Raw genomic sequence first — 19,852 nt, 5'->3', positions numbered from 1 at the left:
ATGAAACCTGTAACCCGGCTTTACCTGTCAACTGACGAAGTGCATCTGACGGATGCCGCTCTGGTACTGGAGCTTAACAGCTGTGGCCGTGGCTTTATCACGGCAAAGACCAGCACGGATTACACCGGCAAAATGGTCCGCATTGACACCGGCTACCCTGACCGGCTGCTGCGCTGGTTTACCGGATACGTGGAGCGCTCGCAGCCTTCAGAAACCGGCTATCAGCGCCTTTTCATCCGGGAGCTGTGCGGCGTATTTGATCGCGCCTGGCCGTGCGCCTTCCAGCACCCGACGCTTCGCCAGATTGCCGCCTGGCTGGAAGAACACAGCGGCCTGACTGTCACCGTGCCGCAGGCAGATTACAGCGACAGGCCGATCCCGCATTTCACGCACAGCGGCACGGGATTTCAGCTGCTGGCCAGTCTGGGGCGCGCCTTCGGGGTTGCCGATTACATCTGGTATCAGCTGCCCGATGGCAGCATGTATCTGGGCGGCGCTGAAAAGGCGCTGTTTGCCGGTAAGCCGGTGGATATTCCGCCGGAGTTCAGCCAGTCCACTGCCGGTGGCAATACGATGACCGTACCTGTGATCCAGTCACTTCGTCCGGGCGTAGAGGTGAACGGCCAGCGCGTGACAAAGGTGCAGCTGAACAGCGACACCATGACAATCACCTGGACGCCGCGAAACCGCACAACAGGTCAGCCGCTGCAGAAAACACCGGTGCAGCGTCAGGTTGAAAGCCATTACCCGGAGCTGGCCAGCGGCCTGCACCTGCCTAAAATGGCGCGCGTTGTTGCCCCGACAGAGGCGGTTAAAAGCGGAAACTTTGCTGACCCCTTCAGGCCGCGCTATGCCGTCGATCTGCAGCTGCTTGATGCTGACGGCAATCCGGACGGCAGTACGCCGGTTTATCCTGCCGTGCCGTTACCCGTACCGATGGCCGGTAATGATTCCGGTATGTTCCAGTTCCCGCCAGAGGGTACGCTGGTTGAGGTCGGTTTTACCGGCGGACGCCCGGACAAGCCGTTTGTGCGCCAGACTATGCCGGAAGGGACCAGCCTGCCGGACGTTAAGCCGGGAGAACAGCTGCAGCAGCAGCGCGCGGAAGTATCACAGCGGGTAACACAGGCGGGAGACTGGGAGCGCCAGACCGATCAGGCCATCCGTGAAACGTCCATGAGCCGGGAGGTTAAAGCCGATACTGAAAAGCGTGAGCTGGTCAGCAGGGAAACGACTGTGAAAGCAACGGACAGGACCACGGTGATCGGAACGGCGTCACTGATGGCCGGAGCCATTCAGCATGTCACTACCGGCAGTTACAGCGTGGCCGTGCAGCAGAGCCAGCTGATTACAGTGGGCGGTAATGCGGAAACAGACGTCACCGGCAGCGCGGCCATAAAAGTCGGGCAGGCACTGACTGAGAAAATTGGCCAGCTGCGCCAGAGCATTGCCGGGACGCGTCAGGAAATTATCGCGCCGGTGGTGTGGATTGGTTCAGAGAAGATTAACGTGGCCCAGCTGATGCTCGATACCGTGGCGCTGGTACAGCAGCTGGCTGAACAACTGGCAAGTCATACGCACCCGTCAACAGGACAGCCCACGAACAGCAGCGCTATCGGGCAGAGTGGCCAGCAGGCTGCTGCGCTCAGTAAGAAGTATTCCCCCGTCATTGGCTAAGCCATCACACTGACCCGCTATCACAGCGGGTTTTTTATTACCTGTCACCAGAGCGCCTCAGCCGCACTATGCGCCACGCACATGCGCAGCCATCTTGCACGCCAACCCTAGATAGATCATCCGCACAGCGTGGCACTGGCTGCGCGTCAGCCCCGGCAAAATAATCGCTGCGCAGACAAAATCGGCGCTACACCGCACCCGCCTGCAGGTTTTGGATCATAAAAATTTTTCAGTTTTATTTTTCTACAAATCGCCTGACCGGAGCGCGCCATTGCTGGCTTTCTGCCAGAGTTCGCCAACTGAAAAGAGTGAAAAGAATTTCAGTGCTTTTCAGTTTTCTGGATCTCGGATGAATCTCTTTTTTATTTCATGTTGTTGAATTTTATGAATATTAATAAGTTTACGTCATCTTCTGGATCTCAGCTAGAACATGTTGCAAAATGAAATAAAATTCAATCAATGCAGACAGCTCAAGGGCTGCAGCAGATAATATTCAAAAAGAGAGACTGAAAAATATTGAAGGGAAGAATGTAGGCTCATTCAAAACCTAGTAAAATTAAAGTTTTTAACCAATTTTTTTATTTTTTTAAAAAATATTTTTGGAAACTATATGAATATTTTGACTCAGTATGGAAAAGAAATAATCTCGATATTAGTACCGCTGATTACATTTATACTGAATAACTTCTTCAAAGGAAGCGCAAAAGTATCCATAGGTGAATTGCATCAGTTCAGCTTTCTGATAGAAGAACCATTGAAAGATGGTGCTGGCGAAATAATAAAAGCTAAGCAAGTCGTCAATACAAAGTCTTATATTATAATGAACGAAGGAAGGGAAGCTGCCAAAAAATTAGAGTTGATTTTTAATTACAAAGATATGCATATGAATGTCTGGCCTGTCAAGCCGTATACAGAAAGCTATGATTATAACGGAAGGTATGTAGTCACTTTTGAGTACATTGCACCTAAAGAAAATTTTAGATGCGAAGTTCTGTCGCTAAATACAGAGTTGCCTGAGTTACTAACATGTAGAAGTGAACAAGGTATGTCTAAGAGAATACTGCTTTACCCTCAAAAAGTATTTAATAGATACTTTATTTGGTTTATACAAAGCTGCTTATTTTTAGGTATGGCAACATTCGTCTATATTTTTATATTATTGCTACAGTGGTTGATAACGAAAACAGGTTAAATAAATAATATACGCCATAAGGAGGCTATATGGTTAAAAAATTTAGTAACCAGATTGATCAACTCAAAAAAAACCTTGAAGCAGTTTCAGGGACACAATCGATACCTTTTAGTGAACTTTTTAATAAGCAGTTTTTGGCTGAGTGCTCTTCATTCACTTCTCTTGAGGATATGTTTGATAAATCAGGATTTAGCGTTGAAACTAAGGAGGATTTTGCCGCCATACCTGATCAGGCATGGGAAGACTTCATAACGCAAAACACTTCTTATAGTAGCTGGAGGGAAATGCAGATTGATGCAGGCAGAAAGCACATAAAAAAAATGCTCAATAAAGATATGTAATCTTCTGATGATGGCCCTCAGCTTTATAAAGCACCACCATCACACTGCTGTTTAGCTTTGGTTGGGGGACGAAAAGGGGGCATTTGTTCTTTAGATACAAAAAAGCCGCTTTAAAAAAGCGGCTTAACTGCATGATTTTCATCATTAAATTTGGTGGCCCCTGCTGGGCTTGAACCAGCGACCAAGCGATTATGAGTCGCCTGCTCTAACCACTGAGCTAAGGGGCCAGCGGAGCGGGGATTATAAAGTATCTCTTCAGGGCGATCCAGCACTCCGCCATCGGTTGCTGAAATAAGCAGCAGCGATTTAGCTGCTGATTTCTATAACAAATCTGGCAACGCCTGAAGCTGTAGTCGCAAAACGGCACGGATAATGCTTTACCGTGCCTTTAACAGAACTGTACTTCAGGCGGAAAGAATTAAGACTGACTCACTTCTGACGATAGCGGGATGCCGATTTGTCCCGTGAAAGGTGAGGAACCATTGCACCACGCGCCCGATCGTAATCGTGCCACATCTGCAGATCTTCCAGCGCCGGAATAGTTACCGTCTCCTTGCTGTCGAGTCCGGCAAGCGCGGCGTCCACCATCTCATCAACGTCCATCAGCATTTCAGCCGGGATTTCATTGATAGACTGGCCTGCGCGGTCGAAAATCTCCGTACGGGTCGCACCGGGTAACACCGCCTGTACCTGCACGCCGCTCTCTGCGAGTTCGCGCTGCATCGCACGCGTCAGTGTCAGCACGTAAGACTTGGTGGCGTTGTAGGCACCATTGAACATCTCGTGCACCAGCGACAGCACCGACGCGATATTGATAATGATGCCGTGACCGCGTGCTTTGAATGTCCGGCCAGCCGCCTGTGCCAGACGGGTTGGGGCCAGAATATTTAACGCCAGCATGCTGTTAATGCGTGTGATGTCCGCCTCCAGAAACTCACCCTCAACGTTCATGCCCGCGTTGTTCAGCAGCAGCGTAATCTGTGCGTTGTTCGCGAGCTCCGACTCCACACGCTGCAGGTCCTGCTCCTGCGTTAAGTCAGCCTTCATCACGGTCACCTGAACAGCGTGCAGCTTTGCCAGTGTGTCCGCCAGGGTGGTGAGTCGCGCCTGATCCCGGGCGACCAGGATCAGATCATAACCGCGTGCTGCCAGTCGTTTTGCATAAGTCGCGCCGATACCGCTGGATGCGCCGGTGATTAATGCTGTGCCTGATTTTGACATCTTTTTTCCTCGTATGATGATCGTCATAATCGCTATAAATATGACGATCATCATATCTGCCGTCAAGCTGGAATATGATGACCGTAATAATTACTATAATAGCCAGACGCTACGTAGCAGGCACCGCAGGAGATGAGATGGAGAAGCAGAGCAGCAAAGCACAGACGCGGCAGCGTATCCTTGATGAGGCGGCGCGTGTGATGCGTGAAACCGGCACCGAAGGAATCGGTGTAGCGGCGCTGATGAAGCGGGTCGGGCTGACACACGGCGGTTTTTATGCACATTTTGCGTCACGTGAGGAGCTGGTTGAGGAGGTGCTAAAGCATATGTTCGCTGAAGCCGATACCTTTAAGCCCGCTGAGTCCGTGACCCAGCTAGCGCAGCAGGTAGCAGACTTTATTGATAGCTATCTATCCGAGGCGCATCGTAATGCACCGGCGCAGGGCTGTCCGATGGCAGCGCTGGTGAGCGAAGTGGCGCATCTTCCCCAACCGACGCGACAGATCTTCGCTCAGGGCTTCAGTACGATGCATGCCAGCCTGACGCAGGTGCTGAGTGAGCTGGGGTGGACGGAAGCGGATACGCTTGCTTCAAGCATGATGGCAGAGATGATTGGCGCGCTGGCGCTGGCGCGAGCCTGTCCGGATGCGGAGCAGGCCAGCCTGCTGCTGCAACGCAGTCGCACAGCGCTGAAGCAGCGCACGCTGGAGGTCACAGCATGAGTGAACACGCTATCCGCGACATCATCAGTTCCGGTCTGGATGTACTGTTCTGCGGCATTAACCCAGGCCAGTCAACGGCCCATCAGGGGTTCCACTTTGCACATCCCGGTAATCGCTTCTGGAAGGTGATCCATCTGGCGGGATTCACCCGGGAACAGCTGAAACCCGAAGAGGAGCAGCGCCTGGAGGAAACCGGCTGCGGCATCACGATGCTGGTCGAGCGGCCCACGGTGCAGGCGAATGAGTTAGCGCCTGATGAGCTGCGGGACGGCGGCAAGCGGCTGATGGAAAAGGTGCTGAATTATCAGCCCGCCGCGCTGGCGATTCTGGGTAAAGATGCGTTTCGTCGTGCCTTTAAGCAGAGCAAAGTCGAATGGGGGAAACAGCCGATCTGTATGGGGAAAACGCAGGTATGGGTGTTGCCGAATCCCAGTGGTCTGAATCGCGCATCACTGGACGAAATGGTTGAGGCGTATCGTCAGCTCTGGCTGGAACTGCATCCGGAGAGCAGCTGAACCTGCGCAGGGCAGGGGAGAGGCGGGTAGCAGGCAGGCATAAAAAACCCCGGCGAACCGGGGTTTTTGTCGGACTTAATCGTCGAGGAAGCTACGCAGCACTTCCGAACGGCTCGGATGGCGCAGTTTACGCAGGGCTTTCGCTTCAATCTGACGAATACGCTCACGCGTAACGTCAAACTGTTTGCCCACTTCTTCCAGCGTATGGTCGGTATTCATATCAATACCGAAACGCATGCGCAGTACTTTCGCTTCACGCGCGGTCAGGCCAGCCAGCACATCGTGGGTGGCAGAACGCAGGCTCTCTGAGGTAGCAGAATCCAGCGGCAGCTCCAGCGTGGTGTCTTCGATAAAATCGCCCAGATGTGAATCTTCATCATCACCAATCGGCGTCTCCATCGAGATCGGCTCTTTAGCGATTTTCAGCACTTTGCGGATTTTATCTTCCGGCATCAGCATACGCTCAGCCAGCTCTTCCGGCGTCGGTTCGCGGCCCATCTCCTGCAGCATCTGGCGCGAAATACGGTTGAGCTTGTTGATGGTCTCAATCATGTGCACCGGAATACGGATGGTACGTGCCTGGTCAGCGATAGAGCGGGTGATAGCCTGACGGATCCACCAGGTCGCATAGGTCGAGAACTTGTAACCACGGCGATATTCAAACTTATCTACCGCTTTCATCAGGCCGATATTACCTTCCTGAATCAGGTCGAGGAACTGCAGACCGCGGTTGGTGTATTTTTTGGCAATCGAAATAACCAGACGCAGGTTCGCTTCCACCATCTCTTTCTTGGCGCGACGGGCTTTAGCTTCACCGATCGACATGCGACGGTTAATATCTTTAACCTGTTCAATAGTCAGGCCGGTCTCTTCTTCAACCTGTGCCAGTTTCTGCAGGGAACGCATTACGTCATCCTGCACTTCCAGCAGCTTCTCAGACCATGGCTTGTTCATTGCCAGTGCGGCTTTGAACCAGCTTTCATTGGTTTCGTTGCCGGTAAACAGCGTGATGAAGTTTTTCTTCGGCATTTTGCACAGCTCAATACAGAGCTTCATGATCAGACGTTCCTGGGTACGGACACGTTCCATCATGGTGCGCATGCTGCCTACCAGGTAATCGAACTGCTTCGGTACCAGGCGGAACTGCTTGAAGACGTCGGAAAGGTTCTGGATTTCGGCAACGGCAGCAGCATGACTGCGACCTTTGCTTTTAATCACGTCGCGGGTGGTTTCATACTGCTTACGCAGGTCAGAAAACTTCTCGCGTGCCAGTTCCGGGTCGATAGAATTATCGTCGTCGGAGCTGTCATCATCCTCTTCATCTTCTTCATCGTCGTCGTTACGATCGGCTTCAGAAAGTTCGGAGCCCACGTGCGTTGCCGTCGGGGCCAGATCTTCTTCTGCGTTAGGATCGACGAAACCCGTGATCAGATCGGAGAGGCGTGATTCACCTGCTTCAACTTTGTCGTACTGGTCCAGAAGATAAGTAATCGCTTCAGGGTATTCGGCTACGGAACACTGAACCTGGTTGATACCGTCTTCAATACGCTTGGCGATGTCGATTTCGCCTTCGCGCGTCAGCAGTTCAACGGTACCCATTTCACGCATATACATGCGAACCGGGTCAGTGGTGCGCCCGATTTCAGATTCAACGCTGGATAACACCTGAGCGGCAGCTTCCGCGGCATCTTCGTCAGTATCGGAGCTGTTTTCATTCAGCATCAGATCGTCAGCATCCGGGGCTTCTTCAACCACCTGAATACCCATGTCGTTAATCATCTGGATGATGTCTTCGATCTGATCTGAGTCGACGATATCTTCCGGCAGATGGTCATTGACCTCAGCATAGGTCAGATAGCCTTGCTCCTTACCACGGGTGACAAGAAGCTTGAGCTGTGACTGCGGGTTTTGCTCCATAAGACGGTATCCACACTTCTGTTAAATTAGATTGGTGTCGGTCGGCAGCGAGCCAACAATAGCAGTAAAGGCGTTTAATTCTTGCCGCTGCCTTCGTCGCGGCGTGGGCTTTGCCCAACAGTAATCGGCACTTAAGCCGCTTGTATAAATTTTGGTGGTACAGGCCTGGCTTAACGCTCCCGGCCTTAAAACAGCCACGCTGCCCTTCGTCAGAACGGGCAGCGTGCTAAATTATTTCCTGGCAAAAGCCTGACTGAGTGTCCAGAGTTCACGGCGCTCATCGGCGCTCAGTCCCTGGGTGCGCTCACGCGCAATCAAAAATTCCAAACGCTCTTCAAGAGCAGAATCGTAGATGCTGGCCAGCGAGTCCTGAAATACCGCTTCGGCTTCTTCATCTACTATCATGTGGTTCCAGATCGCCAGCGTTTCAAGCGTCTGACTAAAATTTGTTCCGCGATATAACTCTAGTAGCTGTCCGGTGGTCAATCCAGGATTCTCAGTGCAACGACCCACTAACTCAATAAATAGCGGTAAACCCGGCATTTTTGACTCAGACAGCCCATCAAGCGAAGGTACCAGGGTAGCCAGCTGCGGGTTCTGAATCAGCAAGGCGATCAGCACACGCATGGTGGTCCGTTTCAGCGGTGGCGCAACTGGCGCCGTTCCACTTGCAGCCAGCTTCGGCATCAGCTTTTCAAGTTGATTGTCGTCAAGAATACCCAGTTTGTTCCCCAACTCCTGACGCATATAAATACGCAAGGTCTCACCGGGGATCTGGGTAATCAGCGGTAAAGCCAGTGTGCTCAGACGCGCTTTTCCGTCGCGTGAGCTCAGATCTACCTGCGGCAGCAGGCTATCAAACAAAAACGAAGAGAGCGGCATGGCCTGCTCCATCCTCGCTTCGAAGGCGGCTTTACCCTCTTTGCGTACCAGCGTATCCGGGTCTTCACCCTCAGGTAAAAACATAAAGCGTAGCTGACGACCATCATTCATGTAAGGCAATGCGGTCTCAAGCGCACGCCATGCCGCTTCACGACCCGCCCTGTCGCCGTCGTAACAGCAGATCACGGTGTCGGTACTGCGAAACAGCAACTGAATGTGTTCAGCCGTGGTTGAGGTGCCTAATGACGCGACGGCATAATCGATCCCGTACTGCGCCAGCGCAACCACGTCCATGTATCCCTCGACCACTAACAGGCGGGCGGGTTCAGGATGGTTCTTAACTGCTTCATACAGGCCATAGAGCTGGCGGCCTTTATGGAAAATAGGGGTTTCCGGTGAGTTCAGATACTTCGGCGTATCGTTACCCAGTACGCGGCCACCAAAACCGATGACGCGTCCACGTTTATCGCGGATCGGAAACATGACGCGGTCGCGAAACCGGTCATAGGTACGGCCTTTGTCATTGCTGACCAGCATGCCCGCCTCCATCAACGATTCGCGGTCTTCCGATTGCTTACCAAAACGCTTGAGAACATTATCCCAGCCGGCTGGCGCGTAACCTATGGCGAAATGATTGATGATGTCGGCGCTCAGACCACGACGATCAAGATAGTCGCGTGCTGGCTGCGCACTGGATTGCTGCAGACCCTGCTGATAAAAACCGTTCAGGTTCTCCATCAGCTGATACAGGCTCTGGCGCTGATGGCGTTCCATCTGGCTGGGCCCGCTGCCTGCTTCGTAAGGCACGTCTAAACCGTGGGAAGTGGCTAACTCTTCAATACTTTCAACAAACTCCAGACGATCAAAGTTCATTAAAAAGTCGATAGCGTTGCCGTGTGCACCACAGCCGAAACAGTGATAGAACTGCTTTTCGCCGTTTACGGTGAAAGAGGGCGTTTTTTCATTATGGAAAGGACAGCACGCATGGAAATTCTTACCCTGCTTTTTCAGCTTAACGCGGGCATCGATAAGATCCACGATATCCGTGCGGGCAAGTAAATCGTTGATAAATACGCGTGGAATTCGTCCAGCCATACGCCCCAGATTTTCAGCTCATAAACGGCAACAAGCCGCGCTTCCTTTCGGAAAGCACGGCCTTTTACTTGACTCTGTCTGCGTGAATCACGCGGTGGAGGCGAACCTCCGGAACGACTTAGTACAGACGAGTGCGGCGTGCGTTTTCGCGAGCCAGTTTCTTGGCATGACGCTTAACTGCTGACGCTTTAGCGCGCTTACGTTCGGTAGTCGGTTTTTCATAGAACTCACGACGACGAACTTCAGCCAGAACGCCTGCTTTCTCGCATGAACGCTTGAAGCGACGCAGTGCTACGTCAAATGGCTCGTTTTCACGTACTTTAATTACCGGCATGTAACTCTCACCTCGATAAAATTCGGTTTTGCTGCTGACTGCGGCGCCAGCACATTTCAAAATGGTGCAGCATTTTACTCCAACCCATGTTGGTTTGTAAAGCACCATGGATAATTTGAAACCAACAGGAGCGTTTGCCTGTGCGGCTGCCGGTTTTTCCAGGGGCGGGAGTATAGCGCACTCTTTAGCCGACAGAAAATGACTTTTTACGCGGGATGCCCGCGCTGCACATCACATTGCTGTGATAAACTGCGCGCCGCAAGAATGAGGTGATGCAATGCGAATTCTGGGTATTGAAACGTCGTGCGATGAAACCGGCATCGCAATCTATGATGACGAGGCTGGATTACTGGCTAACCAGCTCTACAGCCAGGTAAAACTGCACGCCGACTATGGTGGTGTGGTGCCGGAACTGGCCTCACGCGATCACGTGCGTAAAACCGTGCCGCTGATTCAGGCGGCGCTGAAAGAAGCGGGTCTGGAGCCGCAGCAGATTGATGCAGTCGCTTACACTGCCGGTCCCGGACTGGTCGGTGCGCTACTGGTCGGCGCCACCATTGGCCGCGCGCTGGCGTTTGCATGGAAAGTGCCTGCCGTGCCGGTTCATCATATGGAAGGGCACCTGCTGGCACCAATGCTGGAAGAGAATCCACCGGAGTTTCCGTTTGTCGCACTGCTGGTGTCCGGCGGGCATACCCAGCTGATTAGCGTCACCGGCGTCGGTGAATATGAATTGCTGGGTGAATCGATCGATGATGCCGCGGGCGAAGCCTTTGATAAGACGGCGAAGCTGCTCGGCCTGGATTATCCGGGCGGGCCGATGCTGTCGAAGATGGCGCAGCAGGGCACGGCGGGGCGTTTCACCTTCCCGCGTCCGATGACCGATCGTCCGGGCCTGGATTTCAGCTTCTCCGGCCTGAAAACCTTTGCTGCTAATACGATTCGCGCCAATCCTGATGATGCGCAGACCCGTGCTGACATCGCCCGCGCCTTTGAAGATGCGGTGGTGGATACGCTGTCGATCAAATGTAAACGCGCGCTGGATCAGACCGGCTTTAAGCGTCTGGTGATTGCCGGGGGCGTCAGCGCTAACCGCACATTGCGCGAGCAGATGGCAATTATGATGCAAAAGCGCGGCGGCGAAGTGTTTTACGCCCGCCCGGAGTTCTGTACCGACAACGGTGCAATGATCGCGTATGCGGGCATGGTGCGGTTAAAAGGCGGAACACGGGGCGAGTTAAGCGTCAGCGTGCGGCCGCGATGGCCGCTGGCGGAGTTGCCCGCGATCTGATGTGAAAAAAGCCGGCTTGCCGGCTTTTTTTATGGCTGAGATTTCTTTTTGCGCTTCCAGATTTTACCTTCCTGACCGCGCCACAGCCGCTGAATATTATCGTGATGACGCAGCAGGATCAGACAGGAGAGCATGGAAACCGGAAAGGTAAACTGCGGTTTGAACCACCAGACATAGAATGGCGCGATCAGTGCACTGACAATCGCCCCCAGCGAAGAATAGCCACTGAGTAGCACCGTGAGCAGCCATGTGCCGGTAACCAGCCCGGTTAAGTCCCAGCCAATCGGCGCAATCGCGCCAAATGCCGTTGCTACGCCTTTGCCACCGCGAAAGTGAAAGAACACCGGATAAATATGACCGAGACAGGCGGCAATGGCGGTCAGGCCAAGATAGAGCGGCGTCACGTGCATCAGATAAGCCAGCCAGACCGGTACCATCCCTTTCAGCACATCAAACACTAATACGCTGGCTGCAGCGGCTTTACCGCCCAGACGCAGTACGTTGGTGGCACCCGGATTACCGGAACCGTGTGTGCGGGGATCGGGCAGGCCAGCGAGTTTGCAAACCAGAATCGCACTGGAAATCGAACCGCAAAGATACGCGAAAATAATCATACCAAGCGCGAAAGCACTCATAACACCGTACCGTTCCCTTTAGGGTCGTTTTGATCTCATCAACCGTGGATAATACGCATAATCCGCCGGAAGTGGTATCCGGCTTAGCCAAAAACAGAGACCCTCATCATGGATATCGTATTTATAGAACAACTCACGGTGTTCACCACCATTGGCGTTTACGACTGGGAACAGGGTATACAGCAGAAGCTGGTGCTCGATGTCGAAATGGCCTGGGATAACCGTCTGGCGGCCAGCAGCGACGATGTGAAAGATTGTCTCAGCTATGCCGATGTCTCCTCTGCGATTCTGACCCATCTGAATGGGGGGCGTTTTGCCCTGGTTGAGCGGGTAGCTGAAGAAATCGCGGATCTGTTGATGAACCGTTTCAATTCGCCTGGCGTACGCATAAAGGTAAGCAAACCGGGCGCTGTAGCCCAGGCGGCGCAGGTTGGCGTGCGAATTGAGCGCGGGACTATTCCTAAATAAATACGATGTGATTGCCATCACAATGAAACCAAACCAAATTACTGTCTGTCATAGCGTGGACCGTTTCGTTACAGCAGGCGAAACGGAGCGGAGCTTAAGGTTTAATTCAGGCTAATTGCGGCATGATTTCAGGCGATAGCAACGCGCTACCGCCTTTTTAATGGTTTTGAAACGGATAGAGGGAACATTTGATGGCAGATATTCATCAGCTTTGGGTAGCTGCAATCCTGGGCGTTGTGGAAGGGCTGACCGAATTTTTACCGGTCTCTTCCACAGGGCACATGATTATAGTGGGTCACCTGCTGGGCTTTGAAGGTGAAAAAGCCGAGACCTTTGAAGTTGTGATCCAGTTAGGATCGATTCTGGCTGTAGTAGTGATGTTCTGGCGCCGTCTGTTTGGCCTGATCGGCATTCACTTTGGCGAAGTCAAACATGAAGGTGTCGGCACCGGTCGTCTGTCGCTGATCCATATCCTGCTGGGTATGGTTCCGGCTGTGGTGGTGGGTCTGGTGCTGCACGATCAGATCAAAACGCTGTTCAATCCGATCAACGTGATGTACGCGCTGGTCGTGGGGGGTGTGCTGCTGCTGGCCGCAGAGTATCTCAAGCCAAAACAGCCGAAAGCCGTAGGTGTCGATGATATTACCTATCGTCAGGCGTTTATGATTGGCTGTTTCCAGTGCTTAGCGCTGTGGCCGGGCTTCTCACGTTCTGGAGCAACCATCTCCGGCGGGATGCTGATGGGTGTGAGCCGCTATGCCGCGTCAGAATTCTCCTTCATCCTGGCCGTGCCAATGATGATGGGTGCGACTGTACTGGACATGTACAAGAGCATCGGCTTCCTGACGATGGCGGACTTCCCGATGTTCGCCGTGGGCTTTGTCACGGCGTTTATCGTGGCGCTGATTGCGATTAAAGCCTTCCTTGAGCTGATCAAACGCATCTCTTTTGTCTCGTTCGCCATTTACCGCTTCATCGTGGCGGCAGCGGTTTACATGGTCTTCATGTAAACCTGTGGCAGCCTGCTAGTCAGGCTGCCCAATCGCCAGACCTTGCGCGACAGCGGCAATGCGTCGTCGCGTCATCTCTTTTCGCACTTCCATCCCTTTGAATCCCGCTTCGACGACCGCTTTAGTCGGCACCGTCTGCGCCAGCGCAAAAGCACGACGCAGATAGTCGCCCTGCGGATAAGGCATACTCTCCAGCCCGGCACGTCCGCGCGCATCTGCTTCGCTGGTCAGCGCCATCTGCTCAACGCGCTGCGGCTTACGCCAGGCATCGATGCGATCAAACAGCGCTACCAGTGACGCCGCAGATTGCCGCTCAATGGTGTGCACAATGTCGTGAAATTCGGTCACGATCAGCGCCAGATCGCGAATTGCGTTGGGCACCCGCAGCCGCTGGCACAGCGCCTCGACCAGCGGAACGCCTGCCAGTCCATGACCGTGGTGGCTTGGCCACAATTCAGGCGGTGTCAGCGCCTTGCCGACGTCATGGAACAGCGTAGCAAAGCGCACATCGATCTCGCCGGAGAGCGCGGCGGCCATCGCCAGCGTCATCAGCGTATGCACACCGGTGTCGATCTCCGGGTGCCACTTAATCGGTGCAGGAATACCAAACAGATTATCCAGCTCAGGAAACAGCACCTGCAACGCACCGCAGTCGCGCAGCACCTGAAAGTAGACCTGCGGATTACGGGTGCCCAGTGCTTTTTCTGTCTCTTTCCACACCCGTTCGGCAGTGAGATTCGACAGCTCACCGCTTGCAGCCATCTGCTGCATCAGCTGCTGGGTTTCGGGGGCAATACGAAAGTTGAGATGGGCAAAACGCGCAGCAAAGCGCGCGACACGCAATACCCGCAGCGGGTCTTCACTGAAGGCTTCCGAGACGTGACGCAGCAGGCGCAGGGCAATATCACGCTGGCCGTTGTAGGGATCAACCAGCTCGCCGTTTTCATCCTGTGCGATGGCATTGATGGTCAGATCGCGGCGCTGTAAGTCCTGCTCCAGCGTCACGTCGGGCGCAGACCAGGTGACAAAGCCGGTGTAGCCTTTCCCGTTTTTCCGCTCGGTCCGGGCCAGCGCATACTCTTCGCGACTGACGGGATGCAGGAAAACGGGAAAATCGCGACCGACCTGTTGATAACCCTGCTCAAGCATGGCTTCGGGCGAGGAACCTGTTACCACCCAATCTTTATCTGTAACCGGCAGATTCAGCAGCGCATCACGCACCGCACCGCCAACAAGAAACGTCTTCACGCAACACTCCAGAGAAAAAGAAATGACCTGCACGCCGGGCGTATCCCGCGCCAGAAATCGGCGGTGCATCTCATTTTATTGTTGCACAGATTCCCCGGATTGCAGACATGCCAAAAGGGGGATCCTGTGATCCCCTGATCAGACCGACAGAAGGGGGTCAGTTCATCCAGCGGTCGCTTTTCTTACGACGCGGCAGCATGTGCGGCAGTAAGAGTCCCAGCAGCAGGCCAACACCCAGCACGCCGCCGCCATACATAAACCACTGCATGATAATGGTGCGCTGCTTGTCATCCAGCTGAACGTTAGCGGCGCTGACTTTCTTCTGAGCGACGATCAGCTCATTTTTCAGCTTCTGATTCTCGCCTTTCAGCCCGTTGATCACGCCGTCGCTACTGGCAACTTTGTTCTGCATCTCAGCGGTACGCTGGTTCCAGCTGTTGTCGATGTTATCCAGCTTGGCTGTCAAATCTTTCACCTGCTGCTCAAGCTGCGGTACACGGGTACGCAGGCTCGGATTCGCGCTAAGCTGCGACAGGGGGATCCAGGTAGTGCGGCCTTCCGAATCACGGATCTGGCCGTAATGGGTGTCATTGTTGGTCTGTAACAGCTGCACCTCTTCTCCGGCGTTCAGCTTACCGAGCAGGCGAAACTGATCGCCCGGCCCGCTGCGTACCCAGGTTGAGAGTTCATCAGAAACATAGCGTTTTTCGTCGGCATGGGCAGGTGCAAGGGTGCTGAGGGCCAGCAAAGTGAGTCCAGCGAGTGTGATTTTTTTCATTCGATTTCGTTTGGCTTAGTCTGACTAAAATTTACCGGCACAGTCTGGAGAGGCCTCGCATAAATCTGAATGAGAACTATCCTGGTCTCATGGGAGTGCGAAAAGGTCTGCGAAAGAGCAAAGAAAGCAGAGACAGCGCGGCTTCTGTGCATTAATCTTCGCCTGATACCCCCTTGCCCTCCAGGCGACAGCGTGAGTAACCTGCTGATAATCGCCTGAAATATGCAGGAAAAACTCTCTTAAGTGCCAGCGGCGTAGTGAATAAAAAATTATGACCATCGAAATCGAACTAAAGTTCATTGCAACTCCACAAGCGGCTGGGAAACTGGCTGAACTGCTCTCCACTCTGCCGCATCAGCATCAGGCTGCTCGCGAGCTGACCAACATCTACTTCGAAACCGACGACAACCAGCTTCGACGCTGGGATATGGGATTGCGTATCCGTGGCATCGACCAGCGGTACGAAATGACGCTGAAAGCGGCGGGCCAGACGCTCGGCGGGCTGCATCAGCGCCCGGAATACAACGTTGAACTCAGCGAGCCGGTGCTGGATATTGCCCGCCTGCCTGCAGAAATCTGGCCGCAGGGCACCGATGTCGCAGCGCTGCAGCCGCGCTTGCAGCCCCTGTTTACCACCCATTTTCAGCGCGAGATCTGGCTGATCACCACAGGCAACAGTGAAATTGAAGTGGCGTTTGATCAGGGCGAGGTCACGGCAGGTGATCTCAGCGAACCGCTGTGCGAGATCGAGCTGGAGCTGAAACGTGGCGAACGCCAGGATCTGCTGGCCTTCGCACAGCAGCTGGTGGCGCTGGGTGGTCTGCGTATGGGCAGCCTGAGCAAAGCCGCCCGCGGTTATCAACTGGCGCAGGGTAATTCGTCACGCCAGATTGAGGCTTTCCCGCTGCTGAAAGCCGGCGTTAAAGCGACAGTTGAGCAGGGCATGGTCGCTGCGATGTCGGCTGGCTTGCGTCACTGGCAATATCATGAAGAAGTCTGGCTGCGCGGCAACGCGGCGGCGCAGGATGCGGTGCGCGAAGCGCTGGATCTGCTGCGTCAGGCATTCAGCCTGTTCGGTGCGCTGGTGCCACGCAAAGCCAGCAGCGCCCTGCGTCAGCAACTGACCACGCTGGAAGAGATGCTGGTGAACGAAGAGCAGGAGGCGGCGACGTTCTGCTTATCTTCTCTCTCGGTTGAAACGCAGCTGGCGCTGACCCACTGGCTGGCTGAGTCTCAGTGGCGTCAGTGGATTGATGCCAAAGGGGAGGCCAAGCTGCAGGGTTCATTTAAGCGCTTCAGCGACATCATGCTGAGTCGCGTCAATGCTGACCTGAGAGAGACGTTCGTCACGGTCAAACAACCTAACGAGTATCAGGACAAAGCAACGCGTCTGGCGCGTCAGCTGCTTACGGTGCATTTGCTGGCCGGATCTTATCCTGCAGAAACGGTAATGGCCTGGCTGGAACCTTGGCAGCAACTGCTGTCGGCGATTCATGAAAAGCAGTCATCCGGCTTAGCCTGGCTGACGTCGCAGGCTCTGAAACAGCAGCCATTCTGGCTCACCAGCGGCGCTGGCCGCTAACGGGTAATTCGTACCGCCATCAAGGAGGGAGTTATGTTGGCAGCATTTCCCGCGTTGCTACGCGATCAGGCCGAAGAGGCCGCCCGACAGCTTGGGGTTCCGCTGGCTTCGCTCAGCCCGGAGCAGGCCGCCGGGCTGGCTTTCAGCGACTTTGTGCTGGAAAATCTGCAACAACATCCCGACTGGTGGCAGATGATGCTCGACCAGCCGCCGCAGCCTGAAGAGTGGCAGCACTACGCTGTATGGCTAAACGAGGTGCTCAGCAGCATCGACAGTGAAGCGAGCCTGATGCGCGAACTGCGGCTGTTTCGCCGCCGTATGCTGGTGCGTATTGCCTGGATGCAGGCGCTGCAACACGCCACGACCGAACAGAGCCTGCACCAGCTCAGCGTTTTAGCCGAAGTGCTGATCAGCAGGGCGCGTGACTGGGTATATCAGGATTGCTGCCGTGATTTTGGTACGCCCTGTAATGCCGACGGCGACGCACAGCCGCTGCTGATTCTGGGCATGGGCAAGCTGGGCGGCGGCGAACTCAATTTCTCCTCTGACATCGACCTTATTTTCGCCTGGCCGGAAAACGGCACCACGCGTGGCGGACGGCGTGAGCTCGACAATGCTCAGTTCTTTACCCGTATGGGCCAGCGGCTGATCAAAGTACTGGATCAACCCACCATGGATGGCTTTGTCTACCGTGTGGATATGCGGCTGCGGCCATTTGGCGACAGCGGTCCGCTGGTGATGAGTTTTGCCGCGCTGGAGGATTACTACCAGGAGCAGGGACGCGACTGGGAGCGTTACGCCATGGTCAAGGCGCGCCTGATGGGTGATGACCACGACCGCTGGAGCCTGGAGCTGCAGCAGATGTTGCGGCCGTTCGTGTATCGCCGCTACATCGACTTCAGCGTGATCCAGTCGCTGCGTAACATGAAAGGGATGATCAGCCGCGAGGTACGGCGTCGCGGACTGAAAAACAATATCAAACTGGGGGCGGGCGGCATCCGTGAAACCGAGTTTATCGTACAGGTGTTCCAGCTGATTCGGGGCGGGCGTGAGCGCTCGCTTCAGTTACGTGCCCTGTTGCCGACGCTGGAGGCGATCAAAACCCTGGCTCTGCTGCCTGCTGAACAGGTGGATACGCTGCGTGACGCCTATCTGTTCCTGCGGCGGCTGGAGAATCTGCTGCAAAGCCTGGGCGACGAGCAGACCCAGACGCTGCCGGAAGATGAGCTGCATCGCGCCCGGCTGGCGTGGGCGATGGATTGTGCCGACTGGCCTGCGCTGATGACCCAGCTTGAGGCTCAGATGGCAGCGGTACGGACAATCTTTGACGAGCTGATTGGGGAAGATACGCCTGAGATTGGCGATCAGCGTGAGCTGGCGGAGTTTCAGGTGCTGTGGCAGGACCAGCTGGAGAATAATGAGCTGGCGCCGCTGGTACCGCAGCTCAGTGACGATCAGCGGCTTACACTGCATCAGACGCTGGAGGCGTTTCGTCAGGACATCAGCCGGCGCACTATCGGTCCGCGTGGCCGTCAGGCGCTGGATCAACTGATGCCGCGTCTGCTGAGCGAGGTCTGCCCGCGTGAAGATGCGGCGGTCACGCTGAGTCGTCTGACGCCGCTGCTGCTCGGCGTGCTGACCCGTAGCACCTATCTGGAGCTGCTGACCGAATATCACGGTGCCCTGCGTCACCTGATTCGCCTGTGCGCGGCCTCACCGATGGTGGCCAGCCAGCTGGCGCGTCACCCTTTATTGCTGGATGAACTGCTCGATCCGGCCACGCTCTATCAGCCGACCGCCACTGACGCCTATCGCGATGAGCTGCGACAATATCTGCTGCGCATACCCACTGAGGATGAGGAGCAGCAGCTGGAAGCGGTGCGGCAGTTTAAGCAGGCGCAACATCTGCGTATTGCCGCCGCTGACATCGCAGGCACGCTGCCGGTGATGAAAGTCAGCGATCATCTCACCTGGCTGGCTGAAGCAATCATCGACTCTGTGGTACGTCAGGCGTGGAACATGATGGTGCAGCGCTATGGTCGTCCCTCTCACCTGAACAATGAATATGAACGCGGTTTTGCCGTACTGGGCTATGGCAAGCTGGGCGGCTGGGAGCTGGGTTACAGTTCTGACCTCGATTTAGTCTTCCTGCATGACTGTCCGGCAGACGCAGTGACAGAAGGGGAGCGCAGCATTGATGGCCGTCAGTTCTATCTGCGCCTTGCTCAACGCATTATGCATCTCTTCAGTACCCGTACCGCCTCCGGCATTCTCTACGAAGTGGACGCGCGTCTGCGTCCTTCCGGCGCGGCAGGCATGCTGGTCAGTACTTTTGAAGCGTTTGAAGAGTATCAGCGTAGTGAAGCCTGGACCTGGGAGCATCAGGCGCTGGTCCGGGCGCGCGTGGTGTTTGGCAAAGCCGCGCTGGGTGATCGTTTCAACGCGATTCGTCAGACGATTCTGTCGCTGCCACGTCCTGCAGACGCGCTGCAAACCGAAGTGCGTGAGATGCGTGAAAAGATGCGTGCTCACCTCAGTAACAAACATAAAGGTCGGTGGGATATCAAGGCCGATGCGGGTGGCATCACCGATATTGAATTCATCGCCCAATATCTTGTCTTACGCTACGCCGCTGAGCAGCCCGAGCTGACGCGCTGGTCTGACAATGTGCGCATTTTTGAGCTGATGGCGAAGTACCATAAAATGCCCGCCGATGAAGCGCAGGCGCTGACGCAGGCTTATGTCACGCTGCGCGACGCCCTGCATCATCGCGCCCTGCAGGCGCTGCCGGGCCACGTTGAGCCAGAGGCTTACGCAGCGGAGCGGCAGACGGTTCTGAACAGCTGGCAACGCTGGCTGATAACGCCTGCGTCTATCCTGGCGTGATGCTGATAGCACAAATCGCAACTGTGCTATCATCCGCGCACTATTTTTAATGCAGTCT

At 54.7% G+C, this 19,852-nt stretch carries 17 protein-coding genes and 1 tRNA gene; 10 read left to right on the top strand and 8 right to left on the bottom strand.

Annotated elements, in window-relative coordinates:
* From N1689_RS14875 to N1689_RS14865, 3 genes are all read left to right on the top strand, one after another.
* A complete protein-coding gene (locus tag N1689_RS14875) occupies nt 1–1,677 on the top strand; it encodes a phage baseplate assembly protein V (RefSeq protein WP_260059300.1) in 1,677 nt (558 codons plus the stop codon).
* 610 nt (nt 1,678–2,287) lie between these two features.
* Nucleotides 2,288–2,869, top strand: coding sequence for a hypothetical protein (locus tag N1689_RS14870; protein WP_260059299.1), 582 nt, complete (start codon nt 2,288–2,290; stop codon nt 2,867–2,869).
* Nucleotides 2,870–2,898: 29 nt separating this feature from the next.
* A complete protein-coding gene (locus N1689_RS14865; protein ID WP_260059298.1) occupies nt 2,899–3,210 on the top strand; it encodes a hypothetical protein in 312 nt (103 codons plus the stop codon).
* A gap of 151 nt (nt 3,211–3,361) precedes the next feature.
* Here the strand turns inward: N1689_RS14865 and N1689_RS14860 are convergent.
* Both N1689_RS14860 and N1689_RS14855 read right to left on the bottom strand, forming a co-directional pair.
* Nucleotides 3,362–3,437: transfer RNA gene (locus tag N1689_RS14860), tRNA-Ile, on the bottom strand.
* Between the two features lie 202 nt (nt 3,438–3,639).
* Nucleotides 3,640–4,431, bottom strand: coding sequence for an SDR family oxidoreductase (locus tag N1689_RS14855; protein ID WP_260059297.1), 792 nt, complete (start codon nt 4,429–4,431; stop codon nt 3,640–3,642).
* A gap of 137 nt (nt 4,432–4,568) precedes the next feature.
* Here N1689_RS14855 and N1689_RS14850 point away from each other — a divergent pair, with 137 nt between their 5' ends.
* Both N1689_RS14850 and mug read left to right on the top strand, forming a co-directional pair.
* Nucleotides 4,569–5,153 carry a TetR/AcrR family transcriptional regulator gene (locus tag N1689_RS14850; RefSeq protein WP_260059295.1) on the top strand — a complete coding sequence of 195 codons (585 nt, stop codon included), beginning with the start codon at nt 4,569–4,571 and terminating at the stop codon, nt 5,151–5,153.
* Nucleotides 5,150–5,668 (top strand): G/U mismatch-specific DNA glycosylase, encoded by a 519-nt coding sequence (gene mug / locus N1689_RS14845; RefSeq protein WP_161734955.1) that lies wholly within the window; start codon nt 5,150–5,152, stop codon nt 5,666–5,668. The genes N1689_RS14850 and mug overlap by 4 nt, the downstream gene beginning before the upstream one ends.
* Nucleotides 5,669–5,743: 75 nt before the next feature.
* Here the strand turns inward: mug and rpoD are convergent, their stop codons facing one another.
* From rpoD to rpsU, 3 genes are all read right to left on the bottom strand, one after another.
* Complete coding sequence (rpoD, locus tag N1689_RS14840) at nt 5,744–7,585, bottom strand: RNA polymerase sigma factor RpoD (RefSeq protein WP_013359071.1); 1,842 nt, start codon at nt 7,583–7,585, stop codon at nt 5,744–5,746.
* 231 nt (nt 7,586–7,816) lie between these two features.
* Complete coding sequence (gene dnaG, locus N1689_RS14835) at nt 7,817–9,562, bottom strand: DNA primase (RefSeq protein WP_161734958.1); 1,746 nt, start codon at nt 9,560–9,562, stop codon at nt 7,817–7,819.
* 118 nt (nt 9,563–9,680) lie between these two features.
* The gene (rpsU, locus tag N1689_RS14830) at nt 9,681–9,896 is read right to left on the bottom strand and encodes a 30S ribosomal protein S21 (RefSeq protein WP_001144069.1); all 216 of its coding nucleotides are present in this window, start codon (nt 9,894–9,896) and stop codon (nt 9,681–9,683) included.
* Between the two features lie 277 nt (nt 9,897–10,173).
* Between rpsU and tsaD the strand changes: the two genes are divergently transcribed.
* A complete protein-coding gene (gene tsaD / locus N1689_RS14825) occupies nt 10,174–11,187 on the top strand; it encodes a tRNA (adenosine(37)-N6)-threonylcarbamoyltransferase complex transferase subunit TsaD (RefSeq protein ID WP_150014796.1) in 1,014 nt (337 codons plus the stop codon).
* Between the two features lie 29 nt (nt 11,188–11,216).
* Here tsaD and plsY read toward each other — a convergent pair whose 3' ends face one another.
* A complete protein-coding gene (gene plsY / locus N1689_RS14820; protein WP_098052336.1) occupies nt 11,217–11,822 on the bottom strand; it encodes a glycerol-3-phosphate 1-O-acyltransferase PlsY in 606 nt (201 codons plus the stop codon).
* A 108-nt stretch (nt 11,823–11,930) separates the two neighbouring features.
* Between plsY and folB the strand changes: the two genes are divergently transcribed.
* Both folB and bacA read left to right on the top strand, forming a co-directional pair.
* Entirely contained in the window at nt 11,931–12,290 is a 360-nt protein-coding gene (gene folB, locus N1689_RS14815) for a bifunctional dihydroneopterin aldolase/7,8-dihydroneopterin epimerase (protein WP_013359068.1), read from the top strand.
* A gap of 191 nt (nt 12,291–12,481) precedes the next feature.
* Nucleotides 12,482–13,300, top strand: coding sequence for an undecaprenyl-diphosphate phosphatase (gene bacA, locus N1689_RS14810; RefSeq protein WP_003848438.1), 819 nt, complete (start codon nt 12,482–12,484; stop codon nt 13,298–13,300).
* A gap of 15 nt (nt 13,301–13,315) precedes the next feature.
* Here bacA and N1689_RS14805 read toward each other — a convergent pair whose 3' ends face one another.
* Both N1689_RS14805 and N1689_RS14800 read right to left on the bottom strand, forming a co-directional pair.
* Nucleotides 13,316–14,548: a multifunctional CCA addition/repair protein gene (locus N1689_RS14805; protein WP_260059279.1), complete on the bottom strand. Its 1,233-nt coding sequence runs from the start codon at nt 14,546–14,548 to the stop codon at nt 13,316–13,318.
* A gap of 157 nt (nt 14,549–14,705) precedes the next feature.
* Nucleotides 14,706–15,326, bottom strand: a complete 621-nt coding sequence (locus N1689_RS14800) for a TIGR04211 family SH3 domain-containing protein (RefSeq protein ID WP_008925741.1) — start codon at nt 15,324–15,326, stop codon at nt 14,706–14,708.
* Nucleotides 15,327–15,597: 271 nt separating this feature from the next.
* On the opposite strand from N1689_RS14800, the gene N1689_RS14795 reads away from it, so the two are divergent.
* Both N1689_RS14795 and glnE read left to right on the top strand, forming a co-directional pair.
* Nucleotides 15,598–16,908, top strand: coding sequence for an inorganic triphosphatase (locus tag N1689_RS14795; protein WP_260059277.1), 1,311 nt, complete (start codon nt 15,598–15,600; stop codon nt 16,906–16,908).
* 33 nt (nt 16,909–16,941) lie between these two features.
* Nucleotides 16,942–19,794, top strand: a complete 2,853-nt coding sequence (glnE, locus tag N1689_RS14790) for a bifunctional [glutamate--ammonia ligase]-adenylyl-L-tyrosine phosphorylase/[glutamate--ammonia-ligase] adenylyltransferase (RefSeq protein WP_260059275.1) — start codon at nt 16,942–16,944, stop codon at nt 19,792–19,794.
* Nucleotides 19,795–19,852 lie beyond the last annotated feature (58 nt).

It is taken from the genome of Pantoea sp. XY16, from assembly GCF_025153065.1.
GTDB classification, from domain to species: Bacteria; Pseudomonadota; Gammaproteobacteria; order Enterobacterales; family Enterobacteriaceae; genus Pantoea; species Pantoea alfalfae.
This window is presented reverse-complemented; position numbering and strand designations above follow the sequence as displayed.